The sequence below is a fragment of the Actinopolymorpha rutila genome, from assembly GCF_013407855.1.
GTDB classification, from domain to species: domain Bacteria; phylum Actinomycetota; class Actinomycetes; order Propionibacteriales; family Actinopolymorphaceae; genus Actinopolymorpha; species Actinopolymorpha rutila.
On the sequence record NZ_JACBZH010000001.1, the window covers coordinates 5,979,090 to 5,999,752 of the forward strand.

Here is a 20,663-nt window from a genome sequence, read left to right on the forward strand (position 1 = left end):
CCGGTTCGGCTCTCATCCGCCGGTCAGGTCCGCGCGGCCCACCGCGATGAGTTCCTCCGGACCGGGAAGTCTGTACGACACGAGGCCGACTCCGCGCTCCGGTTCGGCGAGGACGTCCCGAGGAAGGCACCAGCCGTGACACCAGTGGCCGACGTACAGCAGCAGGTCCAGCGCGCCGTCGACGAGGCGGTCCGGTCCGGGAAGGAGCAGGGCGTGCAGGTCGCGGCCTTCCTGCACGGTGAGCAGATCGTCGACGCGGTGGCCGGCCTGGCCGATCCGGCGACCGGGCGTCCGGTCACCTCCGAGACCGTCTTCTACGCCTACTCCGCCGGCAAGGGCACCACCGCGACCGTCGCCCACGTACTTGCCGAGCAGGGCGTGCTCGACTACGACCTGCGGCTGGCCGATGTGTGGCCCGAGTTCGGCGTCCACGGGAAGGAGGACGCGACCCTGCGCCACGTCCTCACCCACACGGTGGGCGTGCCCGGCGTCCCTGCCGACACCACGCCCGAGGACGTGTGCGACTGGGACGAGATGTGCGCGCGGATCGCCGCCGCCGAGCCCTGGTGGGAGCCGGGCACCAGGACCGCCTACCACGCCTACACGTTCGGCTACCTGGTCGGCGAGGTGGTCCGCCGGGTCACCGGCAGGCCGATCTCGCGGGTGCTCGCGGAGGAGGTGGCCGGGCCGCTCGGGGTGGCCGACGAGCTGTACTTCGGTATGCCGGTGTCCGAGCACGGCCGGCTCGCCCGGCTGGAGGACGCCGAGGGCAGTGCGGAGTTCATGGCCGCGATGCCGGACGACTCGCCGTTCTTCGCGTTGTCCCCGCGCGACCTGGCGCCGACCGCAGCGTTCGGGAACCGCGCCGACATCCTGGCCGCAGACATTCCGGCCGGTGCGAAGATGACGGCACGCGCGATGGCCCGGATGTACGCCGCGCTGCTCGGTCCGGTGGACGGCGTCCGCCTGGTGTCGCCGGAGCGGCTGAAGGAGCTGTCCGCCGTCTCGTTCGTCGGTGACGACCAGGTGATGGGCATGTCCTCGCGCTGGGCGCTGGGCTACTCCCTCGGCCGGATCGGTGCGGACCAGGAGAAGACGTCCGGCACTTTCGGCATGGGTGGCGCGGGCGGCACCTACGCGTTCGGCGACACTTCGACCGGGCTGGCGTTCGCGCTCACCAAGAACCGCCTGACCGCCGACTTCGACACCGCCGAACGAATCGCCGCCATCGTCGCCGACGCGGTGTAGGTCGGCCCGGGCGGTGCCGGGCGGCGTCACCTTGCGCGGCGCTCGCGGGCGAGTGCCAGGACCGCGCGTTCCCACTCCTCCGCGCACACGGTCAGTGCGCAGTCGTACGGGCAACTCCAGGTCGGCACGTCCACCACCGACGTGGAGGGTGAGGTCGGCCGGAGCGGTTCGCGGCACACCGGGCACACGTCCGTCGCCTCGGGCGTCTGCCCGCCGGCCGCCGGTCCGGAACTCACCCGGCCAGGATAGGCCGGCGGTCGTGTTCACGAGTCGATCGAGGACTGGCTGGTCCGGATGTCCGATCCGTACAAGGCCCGCGGGTGACGGATGGACTGGAATGAGGGCATGAGCAAGAAGAGTCCCGACAGCGTGGCGACCGCGGCCGGCGCGTCCGGCGACCTGCTGGCGATGGCGAACGTCGGCCCTGCCGTGGTGGGCTACCTCGCACGGCTGGGGATCACCGAACGCGGGCAACTCGTCGGCAGGGACCCTTTCGAGCTGTACGACACGTTGTGCCTACGCGACGGCCGGCGGTACGACCCGTGCCTGCTGGACACGTTCATGTCCGTCGTCGACCAGGCCGGCGGCGGGCAGCCCCGGCCGTGGTGGAAGTACACCGCCGAACGCAAACGTGCCCTCGGCTGAGCCGCCCGCCCGCACTCACGCCCGGGCGACGGACCCGTCGGCAGGCGTCGGCGGGTCTGCCAGCGCGAGGTCGACCGCCGCCTCCACGTGGATGCGGGTGGAGTCGAACACCGGCACCGGACTGTCGGACTCGTCCACCAGCAGGGTGATCTCGGTGCAGCCCAGGATCAGTGCCTGTGCACCGCGCTCGGCCAGACCGGCCATCACCTTCTGGTACGCCACCCGCGAGGCCGGCTCGATCCGGTTCCGGGTCAGCTCCTGGTAGATGACGTCGTGCACGAGGGTGCGCTCCGGCTCGTCCGGCACGATCACCTCGATCCCGTGGCCTCGCATCCGGTCGCGGTAGAAGGGGTGTTCCATCGTGTAGCGGGTTGCCAGCAACCCCACGGTGCGGTGCCCCGCCACGGTGATCCGCTCGGCCGTGGCGTCCACGATGTGCAGGAACGGCACGTCGATCGCCGCAGTGATCCGGTCCGCCACGAGGTGCATCGTGTTCGTGCACAGCACCACCACGTCCGCGCCGGCCTTCTCCAGGGTGACGGCCGCCTGTGCCAGCCGGTCGCCGGCGGCGTCCCACGCCCCGGCACTTTGCATGGCCTCGATCTCGGCGAAGTCGACGGTGAACAGCAGGCTGGGCGCGCAGTGGTGCCCGCCGAGCCGGGCTCGGGTCTCCTCGTTGAGGAGCCGGTAGTACTCCGCCGAACTCTCCCAGCTCATGCCACCTATCAGGCCGATGGTGCGCATCAACGTCCCTTCCTCCGGCTGGTGTCCAGGTTGACATAGCGGGCGAGGTGGTCGTCGAGAAGGCCGGTCCCGGCCCTGGCCGACATGCCCGCCGGGTCGGTGAGCATCTGCAACAGCAGGCCGTCCACCACCACCGCGGTCGCCGCCGCGGCGCGTTCGGGTACGAGACCGGCGTGCGCCTGACCTCGGTCGACGGCCAGCCGGAAGGCCGCGGCCGTCATCGCGCGCAGCTCCGCCATCATCGTCTGCTGCACCTGGGCGAGGTCCGGGGCCACGGCCGCCCTGGCGGCGAACGCGAGGTAGACCCTGGCCTCAGCCCGGCGGCGGTCGTCCAGCGGCAGGAACTCCATTAGTGCCCGGCGCAGGACCGGACCGACCTCACGGTCGCTGTCCGCGGCCCCGCGTGTTCGGGCAGAGCCGCGCGGCCTGCCGGTCCCGGAACGTTCGATCTGCCTGATCCGATCCAGTATCTGCTCGCAGACGTGCTCGAACGCCATCCGGAGCATCTCGTCCTTGCTCCGGCAGTAGTACTGCACCGTGCCGATGGACACGCCCGCGCTGGCCGCGACCTCGCGGATGGTCGCGTGGTCCAGCCCGCGCTCGGCGATGATCTCCATCAGCGCGGTCAGCACCCGCGGTCGGGCGCCCCGGCCCCCGCGATCATCTCGGCCACTCGTCGGTGTCATGAAATCTATCGTACAACCGTATAGTACAAGCGTATGGTGGAGACATGCCGCACATGAAGTCGACCGACGCCACCCGGACACCCTCGCCGCCGCGGCGGCCGGACTCCTCACCGTCCACGCCGCCGAGAAATCCCGAAGCCCTGCCGGCCGTGATCGCGGGCGTGGTCTGCTGGATCGTCGTCAACGCGAACCTGCTCGCCCTCGCGGGCTCTCATCTCCCGCTCCGCGCGTCCAGCCTCGCCGACCCACCGACCGTCGCCGCCATCCTCCGCACCAATGCCATGTACGTGGAGATCTTCGCCCTGATGGTGGTCGTCCGGCTGCTCACCAGGCACCGGCCCGGCGCCGAACTGGTGGCGAGCCGAGCACCCGATCGCCAGGTGGCCAAGCGGGAGACCCAGTTGGTGCTGGCGTACGGCGTCGCCGCGATGGTCGGCGGCTACCTGCTGGGCAGGGCGTTCGGCTGGCACGCGTTCGGTTTCCACCTGGACGGCATGGTGATCCGCACCGGTCAGCCGGTGGCGCCGGCCGAGGCGGTCGCCTGGGCGGCGTACAACCTGGTGGCGTACGCCGTCGTGCCGCTGGCCTTCTTTCGCCGCCGCTACTCCGCCGAGCAGCTGAACCTGCGCTCCGGCAACCGGCGCGGCGACCTGCTGGTGATCGTGGTCGTACTCCTCCTCGAGTCCGCCGTCCAACTGCTGACCGTCACCGACTCCATCCTCGGCCTGGCACCTCGGCAGGCACTGCTCGGCGCGCCACTGACCTTCGCGCTGTCGTTCGCCGGGACGGTGCTCCCCACCATGGTGTTCATCTTCTGCGTACTGACGCCGCGCTACCTCAGGTTGACAGGATCGGTTCCGGCCACCGTACTGCTGGGCGGACTGACGTATGCCCTGCTGCACTTCTTCGACGGCTGGACGACCTTCGCCTCCCCGGTCGACGCGCTGATCTCGGTGCTCTACCTGGTGCTCTTCTACACCGGGCCGGGGATGTTCAAGACCTACCTCACCCTGCGGACCGCGAACGCCTGGACCCACGTGTGGGCCTACCACGCGATCGCGCCGCACACGCTGGTGGACACCCCGATGTTCGTACGGATCTTCGGCATCCGACCCTGAGCGGAAGTCGCCCTCCTCGGTTGCCCGGCAGGTTCGAAGTAGTTTATGGTTCCTAAAGTACTTCGAGCTTGAGGAGACCGATGAGCGAGCACAGCTCCACCCCGGGCCCCAGCCCGTCCGACGCCCGCGCGGCCCTGACCGACGCGTCGCGGGCCGGCAGCCGGACCCGTGCGGCGGGGCGGTGGTGGACGAGATACCTGTTGCTGGTGGGCGTTCTTGCGTTCGCCCTGATCGTGGCGATCGAGGCCCTCTTCCCCGACGGCTTCGCGCGGTACGTCGCGTCCGGCGCATGGGTGGTGGCGATGGGCCTGCTGGCCTGGTGGGCGGACTCGCACGACGTCCAGCCGCGCGGAGCGGGTCGTCGGCTGCTGGTCGCCACCGCCATCTGGTTCGGGGGCTACCTGTTCGTGCTCGGCCCGATCGTCCGCTGGCGGGCCGACGACTCGCTCGGTTGGTGGACGTTGGCCGCCCTCGTCCTGGCGGTGCCGTTCCCGGCTCTCGCAGCCCTCGAGCGGAGGCGTTCGTGAGCCATCCACGGCACCAGCTCGACGCCGTCATCCACAACCCGACCCGGTTCTCGATCATGGCGGCACTGCTGCCCGCGGACAAGGTGGAGTTCCGCTTCGTCCGCGACACCGTGGAGATCACCGACTCCGTGCTCTCCCAGCACGTGACGACACTGGAGGAGGCCGGCTACGTCAAGGTCACCAAGGGCCAGGTCGGTCGCCGGCCACGGACCTGGCTGGCGGCGACCAGGGCCGGGCGAACGGCGTTCGCCAAACATCTGGACGTGCTCAACCAACTCGCCGCCGGCCCGTCCGCCGCGCCGGGGAGCTGAGCTCCGCTTCACTCCCCGGCGGACGCGGCGTGGAGCAGTGTCAGCCCGGGATTGACGGCAGTGCCGCCACCGCCTCGGCGACGTCGTGTTCTGCGAGCTCGTGGTCGACGAGTTCGTCGTTCAGGTAGGCGGCGTAGGCGGCCAGGTCGAGGTGGCCGTGCCCGCAGAGCGCCGTGAGGATGACCTTCTCCTCACCGGTCTCCTTGCAGCGCAGAGCTTCCTCGATGCACGAGGCCAGGGCGTGGGTGGGTTCGGGTGCGGGCACGATGCCCTCGGCACGGGCGAACCTGACCCCCGCCTCGAAGCACTCGCGCTGCGTTCTGGCCTCGGCCTCGAACAGGCCGAGCTCGTAGACGTGGGACAACAGCGGGGACATCCCGTGGTAGCGCAGTCCGCCCGCGTGGATCGGGTCCGGAACGAAGTCGTGTCCCAGTGTGTGCATCTTCATCAGCGGCGTCATTCCCGCGGTGTCGCCGAAGTCGTACGCGTACACGCCCTTGGTCAGCGACGGACAACTCGCCGGCTCCACCGCCCGGACCGCCACGTCCATCCGGCCGGACAGCTTCTCGCGCAGGAACGGAAACGCCAGACCGGCGAAGTTGGAGCCGCCGCCGGTGCACCCGACGATCAGGTCCGGTGTCAACCCCACCTTGGCGAACTGCGCGAGCGCCTCCTCCCCGATCACGGTCTGGTGCAGCAGCACGTGGTTGAGGACGCTGCCCAGCGCGTAGTTGGTGTCGGGGGCGCCGGCCGCGACCTCGACCGCCTCGGAGATCGCGATACCCAGCGAGCCAGGGGATTCGCTGTCCTTCGCCAGCACCGCCCGGCCGGCCTCGGTGAGGTCCGACGGCGACGGATGGACCACGCCGCCGAACGTCTCGATCATCGCCTTGCGGTAGGGCTTCTGGTCGTACGACGCGCGAACCTGCCACACCTCGCAGTCCAGGCCGAACTGCGAGCACGCGAACGCCAGTGCGGTCCCCCACTGGCCCGCCCCGGTCTCGGTGGTCAGTCGCCGAACGCCGGCCAGCGCGTTGTAGTAGGCCTGAGGTACGGCGGTGTTCGGTTTGTGCGAGCCGGCCGGCGACACACCCTCGTACTTGTAGAAGATCTTGGCGGGGGTGCCGAGCGCCTTCTCCAGGCGGTGCGCGCGGTACAGCGGCGAAGGTCGCCAGAGCCGGTAGACCTCGAGGACCTCCTCCGGGATGTCGACGTACCTCTCGGTCGTGACCTCCTGGGCGATCAGGTCCTTCGGGAACAGCGGCGCCAGGTCGTCCGGCCCCACCGGCTCCTTCGTGCCGGGATGCAGCACCGGCGGAGGCGGGCTGGGCAGGTCGGCCAGCAGGTTGTACCACTGGCGAGGGAGTTCGGACTCGTCGAGCAGGATCTTGGTCGGCTCACCCATGTGGGCCACCGTAGCCCCGCTCCCCGATGCGCTCCCGCCCGGCGTCGCCGACCGCGTTCAGTTGCCGATGCGGTCGGCGAGGAGCTTGCTGGAGTCGTCGAGTGGCTCGTAGCCGAGTTCGGTGCGCGCCTTCTCCATGTCGTACCGCATCGGCGTGTTGGCCGAGACGCCGTAGTAGATCCCGAACCGTACGTCTGCTGTCAAGCTGGCGTTGACGAGCCGGCCGAGGTCGGGCACGCTCAGCCACATCCGCAGCCAGCCCTCGTTGTCGAGGAGCTGGTGCTCGCCGGTGAACCAGCCGATCCGCAGGCAGATCACCGACAGGTCGCTGTTCTCGGCGTAGTAGCGGCCCATCGCCTCGCCGAAGGCCTTGGTCACGCCGTACAACGAGTCCGGCGCGATCGGGCCCCGCGCACCCACCGGCCACTCGCCGCGCTCGTCGAGCATGCCCGTGACGTGGTTGGTGCTGGCGAACACCAGCCGGCGTACGCCTGCCTGCCGGGACGCCTCGAAGACGTTGTGGACCCCGTCGATGTTCGGCGCCTTCAGGTCCCACCAGGTCGCCGACGGGGCGGGGTTGCCACCGAGGTGGATCACCGCGTCGCACCCCTCGACCGCCTGCCGCATCGCGGCGAAGTCCGCGAGGTCGGCCTCGAGGACCTCCTCGTTCGGCTTCGGCTCACACTCGCTGAGATCGCGGTCGGTCAGCCGGAGGCGGTACTGCGACAGCGCCGAGCGCAGCGTCGAGCCGATCCTTCCGGCCGCGCCGGTGATGAGCACCAGGGGAGCACGCTCGGTCATGGGTACGCCTTCCGTCTCTGCCGTCGGTATGCCGATGCCGATGCTAATGGGCAGCCCGGGCAGTCGCGCGGCGCGACCGAGTGCGGCACCCTCGTGAGGTGCCGCACTCGGTCAGCGGGTCAACCAGGCGTATCAGCGATCAGCAGCTCAGCGCACACCGCCGCCCTGGCGCAGGTGCTCCCACGGCCCGGTGATCGCGAAGACGTGCCCCGGGGACTGGATGTTGGCGAACAGCACCCGGCCGTCGGGCGAGAAGTTCGGCCCGGTGAACTCACTGCCGTTCAGGTCGTTGCGCGCCAGCGGGTACGACCGCCCGGACCGGGTGACGCCGACGAGGTGCTGGATCCCCTCGCCGTCCTCGGCCAGGATCACCCCGCCGTACGGCGAGACCGTGATGTTGTCCGGCCCGTCGTAGTTGCCGTCGGTGTCCGGGTCCTGGTTGACGCCGAAGATGACCTTCAGGGTTACGGTCTGCGAGTCGGGATCGTAGAACCACACCTGGCCGTCGTGGGCGTTGCGGCTGCCGTCATCGGTCCGCGCGAAGCTCGCGACGAAGTAGGCGCCGCCCTTGTCCCACCAGGCTCCTTCGAGCTTGTGGCTGCGGGTGACCTGGTCGTCGGTGAACTGCTTGCGTACGGAGGTGGTTCGGGCGTCGCGGTCCGGCACCTCGACCCACCGCACCCGGTACGTCGTGCCCGGGCGGGTCGCCTCCGACAGGTCCGCCACGTGCCGCCCGCCGAGGTAGCAGCTCATGGCCTCCAGCGTCCCCGCGGTGTCGCCTCCCTCGCCGAGCGCCAGCGCCTTCAGGGCACCCTTGCCGCCCCGGAATCCCTTCGGCGGAGTCCAGCGGTAGTACAGGCCGTTCGGCCCGCCGGCGTCCTCGGTCTCGTAGATGGCGGACGTGCGCGGGTCGACCGCCACCGCCTCGTGGGCGTACCGGCCGAGGAACTTCAACGGCACCGGGTCCCGGTTGGCCTGCTGGTCGAACGCGTCGACCTCGAACACGTACCCGTGGTCCTTCTGCAGGGCGCCGCCCTTGCGGGCCTCGGTCTCCTCGCAGGTCAGCCAGGTGTTCCACGGGGTGATGCCGCCGGCGCAGTTGTTGTGCGTGCCGGCCACGCTGACGTACTCACGCAGCCGCTTGCCGTCGTGGTCGACCTCGATGTTCGTGGTGCCGCCACCGGCCCCAGGGTCGTAGGTGAGGCCGGGCAGCGGCGGGACGCGGAACGGCTCGGAACCACCGACCTCGTGGTTGTTGACCAGCGTGGCGCCGGTCGGGCTGGGGAAGTTCCCGGTGCCGTCGGGGTCGCTGGGCGTCGGCTCACCGGTGACCAGCATCGTCTTGCCGGTCTCCGCGACGATCTGGTAGCTGAAGCCCTTCGGCAGCGCGAGGATCCCCGCGGGGTCCGGTACGAGGGGACCGTAGCCAACCGCCTGTCCCGAGTCGGCCAGTGCGGCACGCGGCCCGGCAATGGTGTCGATGCTGCCGGCGAACGCCAGGCCCATCGCTGTCACACCACTGCGGGCGAAGAGGTCACGTCGAGAAAGCGAGGTCATGCACATCACCCTTCGGATCAGGCCCCTACGGATCGGACCTGTACGTACGAACGAACCGACGAACAGGTCAACCGAAGCGCGTCCGTAGGAGCACAAGGACAGGAACTGATGGCGGGCTGGCGAACGGCGGGCGAACATGCCCTTCGCACGACGTTCGCCCGTCGTTCGCGGACGGGGGTCAGTCGGGTGGTTCGAGCAGGGAGTTCCGGCAGGTCCTCGGCGCGTTGACCGGGTTGCATCTCACCGGAAGCGCACCGGGCAGCTGGGCGACGAAGTCGCTGTCGTAGCGGGCGGCCATGCCGACGGCCGGGAAGTCGGTGGAGATGACCTGGGCGCCGCTGTCCAGCGCCGCCTCGATCAGGCTGAAGTCCTCCTCGCGTACGGTCGACAACGAGTAGTCCGAACGCGTACGGACGAAGTATCCGCGGCGCACCAGATCCTGGATCTCGCCGAACAGCTGGATCACCTCGTCCCGGCCGCGGTAGGCGGCGTTCGGCTGACCTGGTGCGGCGTTGACGAACGCGATCCTTCCCTCGAGGTTGGGGTGGCCGTCGTCGGTGTACGGCGAGGTGTTGCCGACGTTGTTGAAGACGAACATCACCTGGCCGCGCGTCTGCGCGAGGGTGGGCCAGCCGACCTTCGTCACCGACTCGTTCAGCGTCATGCCGGGCCGGCGCACGTCGTCGGGGGTGACCAGCTCGTCGTCACCGAACACCGAACGGATCTCGCGGTCCATCGCGTCGAGGGCGGCGGCGTCCCACGGCGGCACCACCACGCCGCCGCGTTCGGCGAATGCGCGGTCACTTCCCTTCAACTCCAACATGATCGTGACGGGCACGTGGGCCGGGTGTGCGTCCGACCATGCCTTCACCTGCCGCAGGCAGCTGACGAACCGTACGCACGTGGTGTTGTAGTCGCCGTCGGCGACGTGGAACACCTTGATACCGGGTTCGGACCAGGCGGGATCGGTCAATGGGCCGAGGCCCGCGTCGCGCCGCACCATCGGGTAGCGGTAGCGGCCGCCTTCGGGGTCGGGGCGCAGGTCGAGTTCGATGCCCCGGACGTTCTGGTGCTCGAACTGGTCGGCGAGGGACGCGTGGCTGTAGCCGAGCCCGTTGCGGTAGGCACCGGGGTTTCCGACGATCTCGTCGTACGCCGCCTGCTCGGCCAGGCCGGTCTCCCGCTTGTAGGAGTTGTGGGTGTTGATGGTCTGGATCTCGTTCAGGTTCACCACATTGTCGGCGGATCCGCGTACCGGCTGAGCGGTCCCGCGCGTCTGCGCGCCCGCGGGCGCCACCGTCGCGGACAGCACGCACGCCGCCGCGGTCATCAGCGTCGCCGCGACCGCGACGACGTTCCTACGGCCAACCCTGCCCACGTCGGGTCCTCTCGCTCTGACGGTCTCGCCGTCTCGGCCGGAACTCCCCTGCTGCTTGGCAGGTGAGTCTGCGGCCAAGATCATTGCTTGGCAAGGCGTAGGGCAAGAAAACGTCAAGTCTCCTGCGTGTGTGCGGGAGACGACGGCCGGATCAGGCCTCGAGGAAGACGATCTGCTCAGGCGCCAGGGTCAGTGTCAGCCGCTGCCGGCGACGCTCCACCAGCGTGGCGAACGAGGTCGCCTGACCGGCGGGAACGGTGAAGATCCGGTCGTTCCTCGCCTCGAGGAAACCCGGGAAGCCCGCGAGGTCGACGCTGCTCGGCTCGTCCAGGGTGAGGTAGTCGGCCAACCGGCGGAACAGCTTCGGCAGGATGACGAGCTGGTTCTGGATCTGGTCACGTGACTTCAGCCCGAAGCCGGTCAGCGTGGAGTCGTGCGTCCACACGCCCTTCCTGGCGGCACGTGCGGCGACGGAGACGCTCGCGAGCTCCTCGCGCAGGTCGACGTACAGCAGCGAGTAGAAGGTGGGATACACCCAACCGGCACTGAGGAGTTGATGGTTGACCGACCGGCGGAGTTCGGGAACCTCCAGGTAGACCGAGCCGCTCGCACCTCCGCGCCGTTTGCCGGCGTAGGCGAACGACACCGCCCGGCCGTACTTGTCGGCGAAGCGGCTGAGGATGTAGCCGGGCCGCGTCTCCGGCGTCGCGGCGGTCACGATGCCGCGCTCGTCGCGCTGGACGTCGCTGAAGCCCAGCAGGTCCAGCAGTGCGGTCGCCGCACCGTCACCGAGGTCGGCCGGCTGCCGCCACGGGTGCGGCGCGCTTCGCGGCGTGTAGTGGGTCTCCAGGGCGTCGATCGCGTCCAGGCGCAGTTGCGCGGCGCCGGAGGAGTTCGTCCGAGCTTTGATCCCGGCGTTGGCGAACGCGTCCGGGTCGTCCGGCCGGAAACGCACGGAGTCTCCGTCCGGGGAAGCCCCGATCACCTGGAACGTTCCGGGAATGGCAGCGAGTGGCATCGTCGGACCCTCCTGCTTCTGCGGTTGCCGGCGGCCGCCTTACGTACCTGCGTACTTTCCTTGATAGCAGCCCGGGCACCCTCATGGGCGGACAATCGCCGTCCCGACGGATTCCCGGTGGATAACGTCCGCAGGTGAACCCGGCACCACGGCGTCATCTGTGCGTCGTCCTCCCCGCCTCCGTCGCAGACGACCGCCACGTCGTTCCCCGTGCTGCGGCGGTTTCCGCTCGGCGCCCCGCCGCGGCACCGCTGACGTCCGGCTACGGTGCTGGCGGACGCTCCCGTACATCCACGAAACCTCGACGAAAGGGGCGGCGCGCATGGTCGACGCGGAACACCTTGGTACGGCCTTCGGCCAACTGGGCCTGCGCCCCGGACACCACGTGCTCGTGCACTCGTCGCTGTCGTCGATGGGCCCCGTGGACGGCGGGCCCGCGACGGTCGTACGCGCGCTGCTCGACGTGGTGGGTCCGGAAGGGACGGTGCTGGCGCCGACCCTCACCGGGAACGAGCACGTCGGTCCGCACGCGGAGGTGGTGTTCGACCTCGCGGAGACCCCGTCGTGGACCGGGGTGATTCCCGAGACCGTACGCACCAGGGACGGCGCCGTCCGGTCCGCGCACCCGACCCACTCGGTGGCGGCGGTCGGTGCGGCGGCCCGGCGGCTGACGGAGGGCCACGAGGACTGCGTCTCCCCGTGCGGTCCGGGTTCGCCGTACGCGAGGCTCGCGTCCGACCCCGATGGCATGATCCTGCTGCTCGGCTGCGACCACGAGTCCAACACGACGCTGCACCACGTGGAGGAACTCGCCGGGTCCGACTACCACCTGCAGCCGGCTCCGGTACGCGCGGTGCTCGCGCTGCCGGGCGGCACGGAGCGACGGGACTACTGGGTTCATCAGTACGGCACACCGCGGAACTTCGGCGCCATCGAACCCCTGCTGGTGCAGCGCGGACTCCAGTCGACCGGCCCCGTCGGCGCGGCGACCGCCCGGCTGATGCCCGCCGGAGGACTGGTGTCGCTCGGGGTCGAGGTGCTCCGTGCCGCACCGCGCTACTTCGTGCGGACCGAGACGAGCGCGTAGCGGCTGCCGGCGGCCGACGGCGGACCTGCCGCCGCCTGAGCCGCTGGGGTACTGTCATGCCCTCGGAGTCGACGACGTCCAGCTCGAGGTGCCGTACCCGTCACCAAGGGGGCGGATGTCGTATCTGTCCGGCAGTGTCCCGGCGAAGACCGCGTTCACCGTGCACGTCTGCAGACGCACGCACCTCCCGGGGGTCTCGGTGCGGTCGGCGATCCACGAAGGATCAATCCGATGCGGCGCCCCATCCGTCCAGGTCAGGAAGTGTGCGTATGTCGTACCCGTCGACTCCTTTGTCCCATCGCGCCAGTGACTACGCGAACCTCACTCACCGGGTCCGCGAGGCCGGCCTGCTCACCCCGCGTCCCGGCCACTACACGGTCCGCATCGCGGCCGCCGCTTCGATGCTCGCCGCCGGCGGCGCCGCGTTCGTCCTGCTGGGCGACTCCTGGTGGCAGGTCCTGCTGGCGGCGGTGCTCGCCGTGGTCTTCGCCCAGGTCGCGTTCGTCACCCACGACATTGGGCACCGGCAGGTCTTCACGTCCAAGCGAGCCGCACGGCGGGCAGGGATTCTGCTCGGCAACCTCGGAGTCGGCCTGAGCTACGGCTGGTGGATCGGTAAGCACACCCGGCACCACGCCAACCCCAACCACGTCGACGACGACCCCGACGTCAGCGTCGGCGGGATCGCCTGGAGTCGCGAACAGGCCGACGCCCGGCGTGGGTTCGTGGCCCGAACCCTCACCGGCTGGCAGGCGTACCTCTTCTTCCCCATGCTCCTGCTGGAAGGCCTTGGGCTGTACGTGTCCGGGGTGCGCGCCCTGTGGCGTCGCGACGTCAGGGAACGTGCCCTGGAAAGCGTCCTGCTGGCCGTCCACACCGTTGCCTGCATGTCGGCGCTCTTCCTCGTGCTGTCGCCGGGCAAGGCGCTCGTCTTCCTCGCGGTCAACCAGGGGCTCTTCGGTCTCTACATGGGCTGCTCGTTCGCCCCCAACCACAAGGGCATGCCGTTGGTGGAGGAGAAGCTGGACTTCGTGCGCAAGCAGGTGCTCACCTCCCGCAACGTGCACGGAGGATGGTTCGTCGACCGCGCCCTGGGCGGGCTGAACTACCAGATCGAGCACCACCTGTTCCCGACCATGCCGATGCCGAACCTGTCTCGTGCGCAACCGCTGGTCCAGGCGTTCTGCGAGGAGCGCGGCATCCGCTACCACAAGACCGGGCTGATCCGCTCCTACGGCGAGGCGCTCGGCTACCTCCACAGCGTCGGCGCCGGACTTCGGGCTTCCGGGGCGCCGGTGCCCGCCCGCGTGTCACGGCAGACCAACTGACCGGCCGCTGGGAGGGCCAGGCGACGACCTGGTACCCGCCCCGGGAAACTCGCGGCCGGTCGCTCAGATCCCGCGCAGGACGTGCTGGAGGTACTCCTTGCGGTTGAGCGGGTTCAGGTCCGTGCGCGGCCGGGTGGGAATGGTTCCCCGGACCGGCTCGTGGTGGTCGAACGCAGACTCCAGCACACCTTCCCCGTGAGTCGCTCCCGGTAGGCGCTGCTGCAACTCGTGCACCGTGGCGGCCGGGATGTCACCTTCCAGTACGCCGGACGAACCACGGATCTGGGGCGCACCCGGGACCGCGCGCAGCCTTCCCAGCAGGGGAAGGACCGCACCCAGCGTGTCGGCCGGAAACTCGACGCGGAACCGGTGCACCGGCTCACAGACCACGGTCCCCGCCTCGCCGAGCGCGCTCATCAACACCAGCGGCGTCAGCTTGCGAACGTCACCCGCCGTGGTCTCCGGCGAGACGTATCCGGAGTCGGTGAGCGTGATCAGGCAGTCGGTCACCTGCCACCCGTGCAGCCCCTGCCGGAACGTCTCCGCGACGGTGCTCCGCAACGCCTGCCGGAACTCCTCGACGGACTTGAAGACGTAGAGCGGAATCAACTCCAGCTTGACATCCAGCTCGACCTGTACGCCGGAGCCGATCGGGGCGGGGTCGACGCGAAGCCCGACCGTGGAGAGGAACGGATTGCCGTCCTTGCCAAGGACTTCCACGGCAGCGCCGGTGCCGAGCACGCGTTCGACGCAGATGGGGGTGGTTTCGCGGAAGGTGACGTCGATGCCGTACTCCAGGGCGAGGGTGGCCTCGATGACCTCCTTCTGCACCTCGCCGTACAACGAGACGTACATTTCCTGGGCAACGTCGTCCTGGCGCAGGTTGATCAACGGGTCCTGCTCGGCCAGCTGCGTCAACGCCACATGCAACCCGCCCTTGTCACCCGTGCGGACCGGCACCACCACCGTCTCCAACGTCGGCGGCGCGAAGAACTGCTCCCGGCCGTCGGGGCCAGGGTCGCCGAGCCGGTCACCGATCCGCACGTCGGAAAGCCCCCACACCTTCGCGATCTGCCCGCCCACCACCACCGGACGCTGCACCACCCCACCACGGTCGAACACCCCGATCGCGGTCACCTTCTGCGCCTGCCCGTCGCCGGCGGAGATGTCAGGGCCGGCGGCAGAGGCGAACCGCACCCGCTGCCTGGTGTGCAGCTCACCTGCGAACATCCGCAGATAGGCGACCTTCTCCCCCGCCGAGCCACGCTCGACCTTGAACACCGTCCCCACAGCAGGCCCGCCGGCCTCCGGCTCCCCCGCCGGCAACAACCCCGTGATCCCGCCGACGAGCTCCGCCACCCCCGCACCGGTGATCGCCGAACCGAAGAACACCGGATGCACCAGGGTCCGCCGGGTCTGCGCACGGAGTTCACCGCGGAGCCGCTGGTATGAAAGCGCTGTCTCGTCGTCGACGTACGCCGCCAGCAGGTCCTCATCGTGGCCGGTGAGGAGGTCGGTGAGGTCGGCACGAAAAGCGGTGTCGGCGTCGTCGTACGGCTCGAACCAGGCCTTCCTGGTGCCGGCATCGTGGGACGCCCCCATCGAGACGATGGCCGGCGTCAGCTTGTCCGCCACCTCCGCGAACACCCGCTCCGCATCCGCGCCCCCACGGTCCAACTTGTTCACGAACACCAGCGTCGGAATCCCCAACCGCCGCAACGTCCGCATCAACACCCGCGTCTGCGCCTGCACACCCTCCACCGCAGACACCACCAGCACCGCACCATCGAGCACCCCCAGCACCCGCTCCACCTCGGCGATGAAATCCGGGTGCCCCGGCGTGTCGATCAGATTCACCGACACACCGTCCAACACGAACGACACCACCGCCGACCGGATCGTGATCCCCCGCCGACGCTCCAACTCCAACGAGTCGGTCTGCGTACTCCCCGCGTCCACACTGCCCACCCGCGCGATCACCCCCGCCAGATGAAGCAGCCGCTCCGTCAGACTCGTCTTACCCGCATCAACATGGGCCACGATCCCAAGATTCAACGTCCGCGCCACGCGTCATGTCCTCTACGTAGATGAAGATCCCTTCTCGGATGGACATGAACGTGCCTCGCATCTGCGTCTTCCTCTCGGTCTGCCCCGACGGGCTCGTCGGCTCGTAGGCCCGGTCTGACGGTGGGCCTGGCCGGTGGGCCTGGCCGGCTGGCCGGAGTGAAGCATCCGCGCCACCGCTCCGGCAACCCGTTTTCCGGTCGCGCGGCAGACGGAAGCACCGCCGGACGCCACTCCGCGTCCGGCGGTGCTCCACATCTGGGGGTCTCAGCTGGGCCAGTCGGCCTGGGTGACGTGACCTCCCCTGATGTCAACCGTGAGTTGCATGGGGCCGTCCGGGCGGACGTGGAGTTCGTAGCTGCCCGCGGGCACCTCGAAGAAGACCGCGGACGGGATCAGCTCGCCTGCCGGGGAGGGGCGGGGTACGACGGCCACGTGCGGCCAGTGGGCGTGTCCGTGTCCGTGTCCGTGTCCGTGTCCGTGTCCGTGTCCGTGTCCGTGGTGGTGCGCCACGGCGACGCCTCGGCCGCGGAGCTCGATCTCCACTCCCTCCAGCTCGGCCGGCATCGTCACGACGAGCGCACCGACGTCTCCGCCGATGTCCAGCAGGACCGAGGAGCCCTTGCCCGCGTGCGGGTTCTCCTCCGAGTGCCCTGCCGCTTCCCCGGCGGTGACCGGAGCGACGTTCGCAACCTCGGCCTGGTTCGTACTCATGACGCCGCCGGCATTCCCGGCTTCGTCTGGTAGCCACCGGCCGGGGTGCCGAGGTATGGGAACGATGCCAGGTAGTCGGAGTTCGTGTTCGACGTACCGTCCTTCAGCTTCCCGGCCGTCTCGTCCGGCGTGAAGGACTTGTCGACCAGCGGGATCGTCACGCCTGCGACCGCCCGCAGTTCCACCGTCACCACGTCGTCCATGACCCGTCGGCCGTTCGGGAAGCCCGCCGCGTCACCCGCGACCAGGCCCAGTGGGTTCGGCGACTTCGCCGGCGGGACCGCGACGTTGAGCCGCAGCATGTCCGCCTGCACGTCGCCGGTGTAGTTCTGGAATCCCGGAACGACTCCCTCCGGGATGCCGGTGAGCAGGATCGCCGCCAGGTCGGCGCGCGGCTTGCTGTACGCGGCGAGCTTGGGGAACACGTCCGGGTAGAGCACCGGAAGCAGGCCGGCCAGCTCCGGCTTGGTGACGTACTCCGCGAAGTCCCGGTCGTACCTGGGCGAACTGCAGTTCCAGCGGTCCTTCTCCGCCATCGGCACGATGACCTCGTTGAACAACGGGTTGCCCAGGCGCGAGACCTGCTTGTACGGGCCGTGCCACAGCGCCCGGCCGAGCAGGCCGTCGAGGATGCGGGACTGCTTGCGGCTGGCCGATGCGTACACACCGATCACGGCACCGGGGTCCAGCACGTCGTTCGGCATCCGGCCGTGGCGGGTGAGGTCGCGGATCGGGACCTGGATGGCGATCGTGTGGACGTTCTGCCCCTGCAGGCCGTTCACACCGGCGGCGGCCGCCGACGGGATCAGGTGCGCCATCTCGAACGGCCGCAGCGTGCCGAGGTCGAAGATGGCGCCCAGGTCGGCGAAGAAGCCGTCGGCACGCTGACCGGCAAACACGCTGACGCCGTCGTCGAGGGAGTGGATCGCCTGCCCGGCCAACTTCTCGTAGTCGGGTGTGCTGCGTGGTCCGATGTTGACCGGCGGCACCGCCAGCTTGCGCGCCAGGATGTGCGGGCGGCCGTGCTCGACCTTCGTCACCGAGTAGAACTGCGGGCGGTTCCACGTACCGTCGTTGAGCGAACTGATCGGTCCGGTGTTGTAGAGGAACGTCTTCTCGTTGCGGATCTCGGCGTGGAAGCGGAACTGGTAGCTGATGTCGGCCCGGCAGTCGCCACCGTTGGAGACGTGGATCTCGTACAGCACGTCGTCGCCGAACTCGTAGAAGTTCGGGCCGCCGTAGGGGTTCTGGAACGGAATGAAGTTGGCGATCAGCGTCACCGTGTCGGGCTTGTCCGGGCTGACGAACGCGTACACGTCGGTGTTGTCGGCGACCGGATCCTTGGAGATCTCGGGGGCTTCGCGGTGCGAGGACATGCGGGGGTTCCTCCTACGTGCGGGCTGAGGTCGGCTGGAACGACGGGTCCTCGCGACGCGACCCGTCCGGGACGGGCGGGGTCAGGCCGTGGCCGCGCCGGCGAGCCTGGCGGCCAGCGCACGGTCGACGATCGGCACCTCACGGTCGCCGACCATGATCGCCATCTCTCCCTTTCTGATGTCCTTCACGTGCACGACGAACGACTCCGCGTCGGCCAGGTCGGCCGCGGTCAGTTCGGTGCCGGTGGGCTGCGCAGCCGCGGCGGCGTCGTTTCGCCGGTCCGCGTAAGCGGGCGCACCGACGGCGGCAGCTCCGACGGTGGCCGCGGCACTGGCGCCTGCGAACACCAGGAAACCGCGGCGAGTGGAATCACTCATGTTGTTCCTTCCGGTCGTCTCCACGTGGACCGGCCGCCGACCCGGCTGCGGGCTCCGGGCAAACGGGATCGGCGACCGCCGGCCGGTGCCGGCGTGGTGCCGGCCAGGCTGCGACCCCGGGCTTTCCCAGCAGCCCGGCCGGTACGCCGGTAGTTCGGAGCCGACGGGGGCGTGGATTGGTGCGTATTGGTGCGTATTGGTGCGTATTGGTGTCGAATTAGCGCGGATCGGTCTGAATCAGGACAGATCGGCGGGTCGCCCGGCGCGTGCCTACCGATAACCGATTGCCGGGACGCCGCTGCGCTCACCATGCTGGCGTGCCGAGACAGTGCGAACGGACGAGTCGGTGCGAACGCACCAGGCAGCACGAGCGAGGTGGGGCGAGGATGGTCCAGGCTCCTTCGGCTACGGCACAGGCGACGCCAACGTCCGTGCTGGCGACGGCGGCGTCGTTGTTGACGGCGCTCGCCGATCCGGACGCGGTGCGGATGCTCGGCTGGATGCTGGAACGCGAACCCGGCGAGCGCGGCGCGGTCAGCCGGTGCGGGCAGGCCTTGGGACTCGACCCGCGAAACACTGCGAGGTTGTACGGACGGCTCACCGCGGTCGGCCTGATCGCGGCCGACGGACCACGCATCGAGGTGCGGGTGGACCAGCTTCGCGAGGCCGCGCACGAACTCGACGGGATCAACCCGGTCGTACGCCGGCTGGAAGGCTTTCCGCACCTGCGGCAGCTGTTCTCCCACGGCCGGCTCACCAGCTTTCCGGTCGAGGACGCGCACCTGGACGACCTCGCGTACTTCCTCGGAAGCTTCTTCGACCCCGGCGTCTCCTACACCGAGGCCGAGGTCAACGAGATCGTCCGGGAGGTCGACGAGGACGTCGCCACGCTGCGCCGGCTGATGGTCGACGTGGGCGTGATGACCCGCGACCGCAATAGCGTGTACGCGTTGACCGACTGAACGGCCGGTCCGCCTCCGGCCCCGGGGCAGCAACGCTTCCTAGTCGGGGAGCAGCGGGACCGAGATGCCCTGGTCGCGGCCGAGCAACGCGGCCCTGGTCACCGCGCCGGAGTCGAACCGCCGCCGAACCTTGTCGACCGCCTCGTCGAGCGCGTCGTGCCGCGTGCGGTCGAACGGCAACGCCAACTGGACCGCGCTGTCGTCGTCGAGGTTGCCGACGGCCACGCCGACCAGGGTGAGCCCGCGGCGTTCGATCATCGGCGCGGCAGCTGCCCGCAACCCGCGTATCGCCTGGAGGATCTCGTTCGTCTGGGCGGTCGGGTGTGACAGGGTGTGCGACCGCGTCACCCGGGAGAAGTCCGCGAACCGCAACCGGAGCACGACGGTGCGGCCGGTGCGGCCCGCCGAACGCATCCGCCGGGTGACCCGCTCGACCAGTCCGATGAGGATCGCGTCGACCTCCTCGGTCGATCTCGGCCGCTGACCGAGTGCGCGCTGCGCACCGACCGATCCCCGGCGATGCCCCACCCGCACCGGGCGGGGGTCGCGGTTGTGGGCAAGCGCGTGCAGGTGCCGGCCGGCCGCCTGACCGAGCATGGCGACCAGCGCCGACTGAGGGAGTTCGGCGACGTGGCCGACGGTGGTGATCCCCCGGTCGTGCAGCTTCTTCGCGGTCACCTCCCCCACTCCCCACAGCCGGCCGACGTTCAGCGGATGCAGGAAGTCCAGCTCACCGTCGGGCGGCACCACGAGCAGCCCGTCAGGTTTGGCCACACCGCTGGCCACCTTGGCGAGGAACTTGGTCCGGGCCACCCCGACCGTGATGGGCAGACCCACCTGGTCGAGCACGTCGCGCCGCAGCTTCGCCGCGATGTCGGCCGGTGCGCCGGAGATCCGCCGGAGCCCGCCCACGTCGAGGAACGCCTCGTCGATCGACAGTCCCTCCACCAGCGGAGTCGTCTGCTCGAACACCTCGAACACCGCCGAGCTGGCTTCGGAGTAGGCGGACATCCGGGGTGGTACGACGATCGCCTGCGGACACAACTGCCGGGCCTGTGCACCACCCATGGCGGTGCGCACGCCGTGCGCCTTGGCCTCGTAACTGGCGGCCAGCACCACACCGCCACCGACGATGACCGGGCGACCACGCAGGCTGGGATCGTCACGCTGTTCGACCGAGGCATAGAACGCGTCGAGGTCCGCGTGCAGGATGGTCGCGTCCACCGTCACGAACATATGTTCGCATAGAAGGCGTACCGAAGGCGAGGGCCGACGGCGCCGCCCCTTCGCCCCGGGTGTCGGTTGGCGGGGCCTGC

22 protein-coding genes are annotated in these 20,663 nt (G+C 69.7%); 8 read left to right on the plus strand and 14 right to left on the minus strand.

All coding sequences use genetic code 11. The annotated features are described in order from the left end of the window. Positions 1–12: 12 nt before the first annotated feature. The gene (locus F4554_RS33855) at positions 13–237 is read right to left on the minus strand and encodes a hypothetical protein (RefSeq protein ID WP_179785440.1); all 225 of its coding nucleotides are present in this window, start codon (positions 235–237) and stop codon (positions 13–15) included. On the opposite strand from F4554_RS33855, the gene F4554_RS26670 reads away from it, so the two are divergent. Next, entirely contained in the window at positions 214–1,248 is a 1,035-nt protein-coding gene (locus F4554_RS26670) for a serine hydrolase domain-containing protein (RefSeq protein WP_337796211.1), read from the plus strand. The two genes, F4554_RS33855 and F4554_RS26670, sit on opposite strands and share 24 nt — an antisense overlap. A gap of 26 nt (positions 1,249–1,274) precedes the next feature. On the opposite strand, the gene F4554_RS26675 is transcribed toward F4554_RS26670, so the two are convergent. Continuing rightward, the gene (locus tag F4554_RS26675) at positions 1,275–1,484 is read right to left on the minus strand and encodes a hypothetical protein (protein ID WP_179790126.1); all 210 of its coding nucleotides are present in this window, start codon (positions 1,482–1,484) and stop codon (positions 1,275–1,277) included. A 109-nt stretch (positions 1,485–1,593) separates the two neighbouring features. Here F4554_RS26675 and F4554_RS26680 point away from each other — a divergent pair, with 109 nt between their 5' ends. Beyond that, positions 1,594–1,893 carry a helix-hairpin-helix domain-containing protein gene (locus F4554_RS26680; protein ID WP_202889475.1) on the plus strand — a complete coding sequence of 100 codons (300 nt, stop codon included), beginning with the start codon at positions 1,594–1,596 and terminating at the stop codon, positions 1,891–1,893. Positions 1,894–1,908: 15 nt separating this feature from the next. Here the strand turns inward: F4554_RS26680 and F4554_RS26685 are convergent, their stop codons facing one another. Together F4554_RS26685 and F4554_RS26690 are read right to left on the minus strand one after the other, a co-directional pair. Beyond that, positions 1,909–2,637: an aspartate/glutamate racemase family protein gene (locus tag F4554_RS26685; protein ID WP_179790127.1), complete on the minus strand. Its 729-nt coding sequence runs from the start codon at positions 2,635–2,637 to the stop codon at positions 1,909–1,911. Further along, positions 2,637–3,323 carry a TetR/AcrR family transcriptional regulator gene (locus tag F4554_RS26690; RefSeq protein WP_179790128.1) on the minus strand — a complete coding sequence of 229 codons (687 nt, stop codon included), beginning with the start codon at positions 3,321–3,323 and terminating at the stop codon, positions 2,637–2,639. Before F4554_RS26690 ends, F4554_RS26685 begins: the two co-directional genes overlap by 1 nt. A 44-nt stretch (positions 3,324–3,367) precedes the next feature. On the opposite strand from F4554_RS26690, the gene F4554_RS26695 reads away from it, so the two are divergent. The 3 genes from F4554_RS26695 (at position 3,368) to F4554_RS26705 (ending at position 5,279) form a co-directional block, all read left to right on the plus strand. After that, on the plus strand, positions 3,368–4,441 hold the full coding sequence (locus tag F4554_RS26695; RefSeq protein ID WP_202889476.1) for a hypothetical protein: 1,074 nt from the start codon (positions 3,368–3,370) through the stop codon (positions 4,439–4,441). 80 nt (positions 4,442–4,521) lie between these two features. Further along, complete coding sequence (locus F4554_RS26700) at positions 4,522–4,968, plus strand: hypothetical protein (RefSeq protein WP_179790129.1); 447 nt, start codon at positions 4,522–4,524, stop codon at positions 4,966–4,968. Next, positions 4,965–5,279 carry a transcriptional regulator gene (locus F4554_RS26705; protein WP_179790130.1) on the plus strand — a complete coding sequence of 105 codons (315 nt, stop codon included), beginning with the start codon at positions 4,965–4,967 and terminating at the stop codon, positions 5,277–5,279. The genes F4554_RS26700 and F4554_RS26705 overlap by 4 nt, the downstream gene beginning before the upstream one ends. Before the next feature lie 40 nt (positions 5,280–5,319). Here the strand turns inward: F4554_RS26705 and F4554_RS26710 are convergent, their stop codons facing one another. The 5 genes from F4554_RS26710 to F4554_RS26730 all read right to left on the minus strand — a co-directional run bounded on the left by F4554_RS26710 (position 5,320) and on the right by F4554_RS26730 (position 11,438). After that, positions 5,320–6,684: a TrpB-like pyridoxal phosphate-dependent enzyme gene (locus F4554_RS26710; RefSeq protein ID WP_179790131.1), complete on the minus strand. Its 1,365-nt coding sequence runs from the start codon at positions 6,682–6,684 to the stop codon at positions 5,320–5,322. A gap of 57 nt (positions 6,685–6,741) precedes the next feature. Beyond that, on the minus strand, positions 6,742–7,485 hold the full coding sequence (locus F4554_RS26715) for an NAD-dependent epimerase/dehydratase family protein (protein WP_179790132.1): 744 nt from the start codon (positions 7,483–7,485) through the stop codon (positions 6,742–6,744). A 147-nt stretch (positions 7,486–7,632) separates the two neighbouring features. Then, positions 7,633–9,042, minus strand: a complete 1,410-nt coding sequence (locus F4554_RS26720) for an alkaline phosphatase PhoX (protein WP_179790133.1) — start codon at positions 9,040–9,042, stop codon at positions 7,633–7,635. Between the two features lie 178 nt (positions 9,043–9,220). After that, on the minus strand, positions 9,221–10,420 hold the full coding sequence (locus F4554_RS26725; protein WP_337796212.1) for a phosphatidylinositol-specific phospholipase C1-like protein: 1,200 nt from the start codon (positions 10,418–10,420) through the stop codon (positions 9,221–9,223). Positions 10,421–10,571: 151 nt separating this feature from the next. After that, a complete protein-coding gene (locus tag F4554_RS26730) occupies positions 10,572–11,438 on the minus strand; it encodes a nuclease (RefSeq protein WP_179790134.1) in 867 nt (288 codons plus the stop codon). A gap of 322 nt (positions 11,439–11,760) precedes the next feature. Here F4554_RS26730 and F4554_RS26735 point away from each other — a divergent pair, with 322 nt between their 5' ends. Next, positions 11,761–12,525 carry an AAC(3) family N-acetyltransferase gene (locus tag F4554_RS26735; RefSeq protein WP_179790135.1) on the plus strand — a complete coding sequence of 255 codons (765 nt, stop codon included), beginning with the start codon at positions 11,761–11,763 and terminating at the stop codon, positions 12,523–12,525. Positions 12,526–12,794: 269 nt separating this feature from the next. Beyond that, the gene (locus F4554_RS26740) at positions 12,795–13,853 is read left to right on the plus strand and encodes a fatty acid desaturase family protein (RefSeq protein WP_179790136.1); all 1,059 of its coding nucleotides are present in this window, start codon (positions 12,795–12,797) and stop codon (positions 13,851–13,853) included. A gap of 63 nt (positions 13,854–13,916) precedes the next feature. Here F4554_RS26740 and F4554_RS26745 read toward each other — a convergent pair whose 3' ends face one another. From F4554_RS26745 to F4554_RS26760, 4 genes are all read right to left on the minus strand, one after another. Beyond that, positions 13,917–15,920 (minus strand): translation factor GTPase family protein, encoded by a 2,004-nt coding sequence (locus F4554_RS26745; RefSeq protein ID WP_337796213.1) that lies wholly within the window; start codon positions 15,918–15,920, stop codon positions 13,917–13,919. Positions 15,921–16,184: 264 nt separating this feature from the next. Next, a complete protein-coding gene (locus F4554_RS26750) occupies positions 16,185–16,631 on the minus strand; it encodes a hypothetical protein (RefSeq protein ID WP_179790137.1) in 447 nt (148 codons plus the stop codon). Continuing rightward, the gene (locus F4554_RS26755) at positions 16,628–18,007 is read right to left on the minus strand and encodes a DUF4331 domain-containing protein (protein WP_179790138.1); all 1,380 of its coding nucleotides are present in this window, start codon (positions 18,005–18,007) and stop codon (positions 16,628–16,630) included. Before F4554_RS26755 ends, F4554_RS26750 begins: the two co-directional genes overlap by 4 nt. 81 nt (positions 18,008–18,088) lie before the next feature. Continuing rightward, the gene (locus tag F4554_RS26760; protein ID WP_179790139.1) at positions 18,089–18,385 is read right to left on the minus strand and encodes a hypothetical protein; all 297 of its coding nucleotides are present in this window, start codon (positions 18,383–18,385) and stop codon (positions 18,089–18,091) included. A gap of 386 nt (positions 18,386–18,771) precedes the next feature. On the opposite strand from F4554_RS26760, the gene F4554_RS26765 reads away from it, so the two are divergent. Continuing rightward, positions 18,772–19,347, plus strand: a complete 576-nt coding sequence (locus tag F4554_RS26765; RefSeq protein ID WP_179790140.1) for a DUF2087 domain-containing protein — start codon at positions 18,772–18,774, stop codon at positions 19,345–19,347. 39 nt (positions 19,348–19,386) lie between these two features. Here the strand turns inward: F4554_RS26765 and dinB are convergent, their stop codons facing one another. Beyond that, complete coding sequence (gene dinB, locus F4554_RS26770; protein ID WP_337796214.1) at positions 19,387–20,571, minus strand: DNA polymerase IV; 1,185 nt, start codon at positions 20,569–20,571, stop codon at positions 19,387–19,389. Between the last annotated feature and the right edge of the window lie 92 nt (positions 20,572–20,663).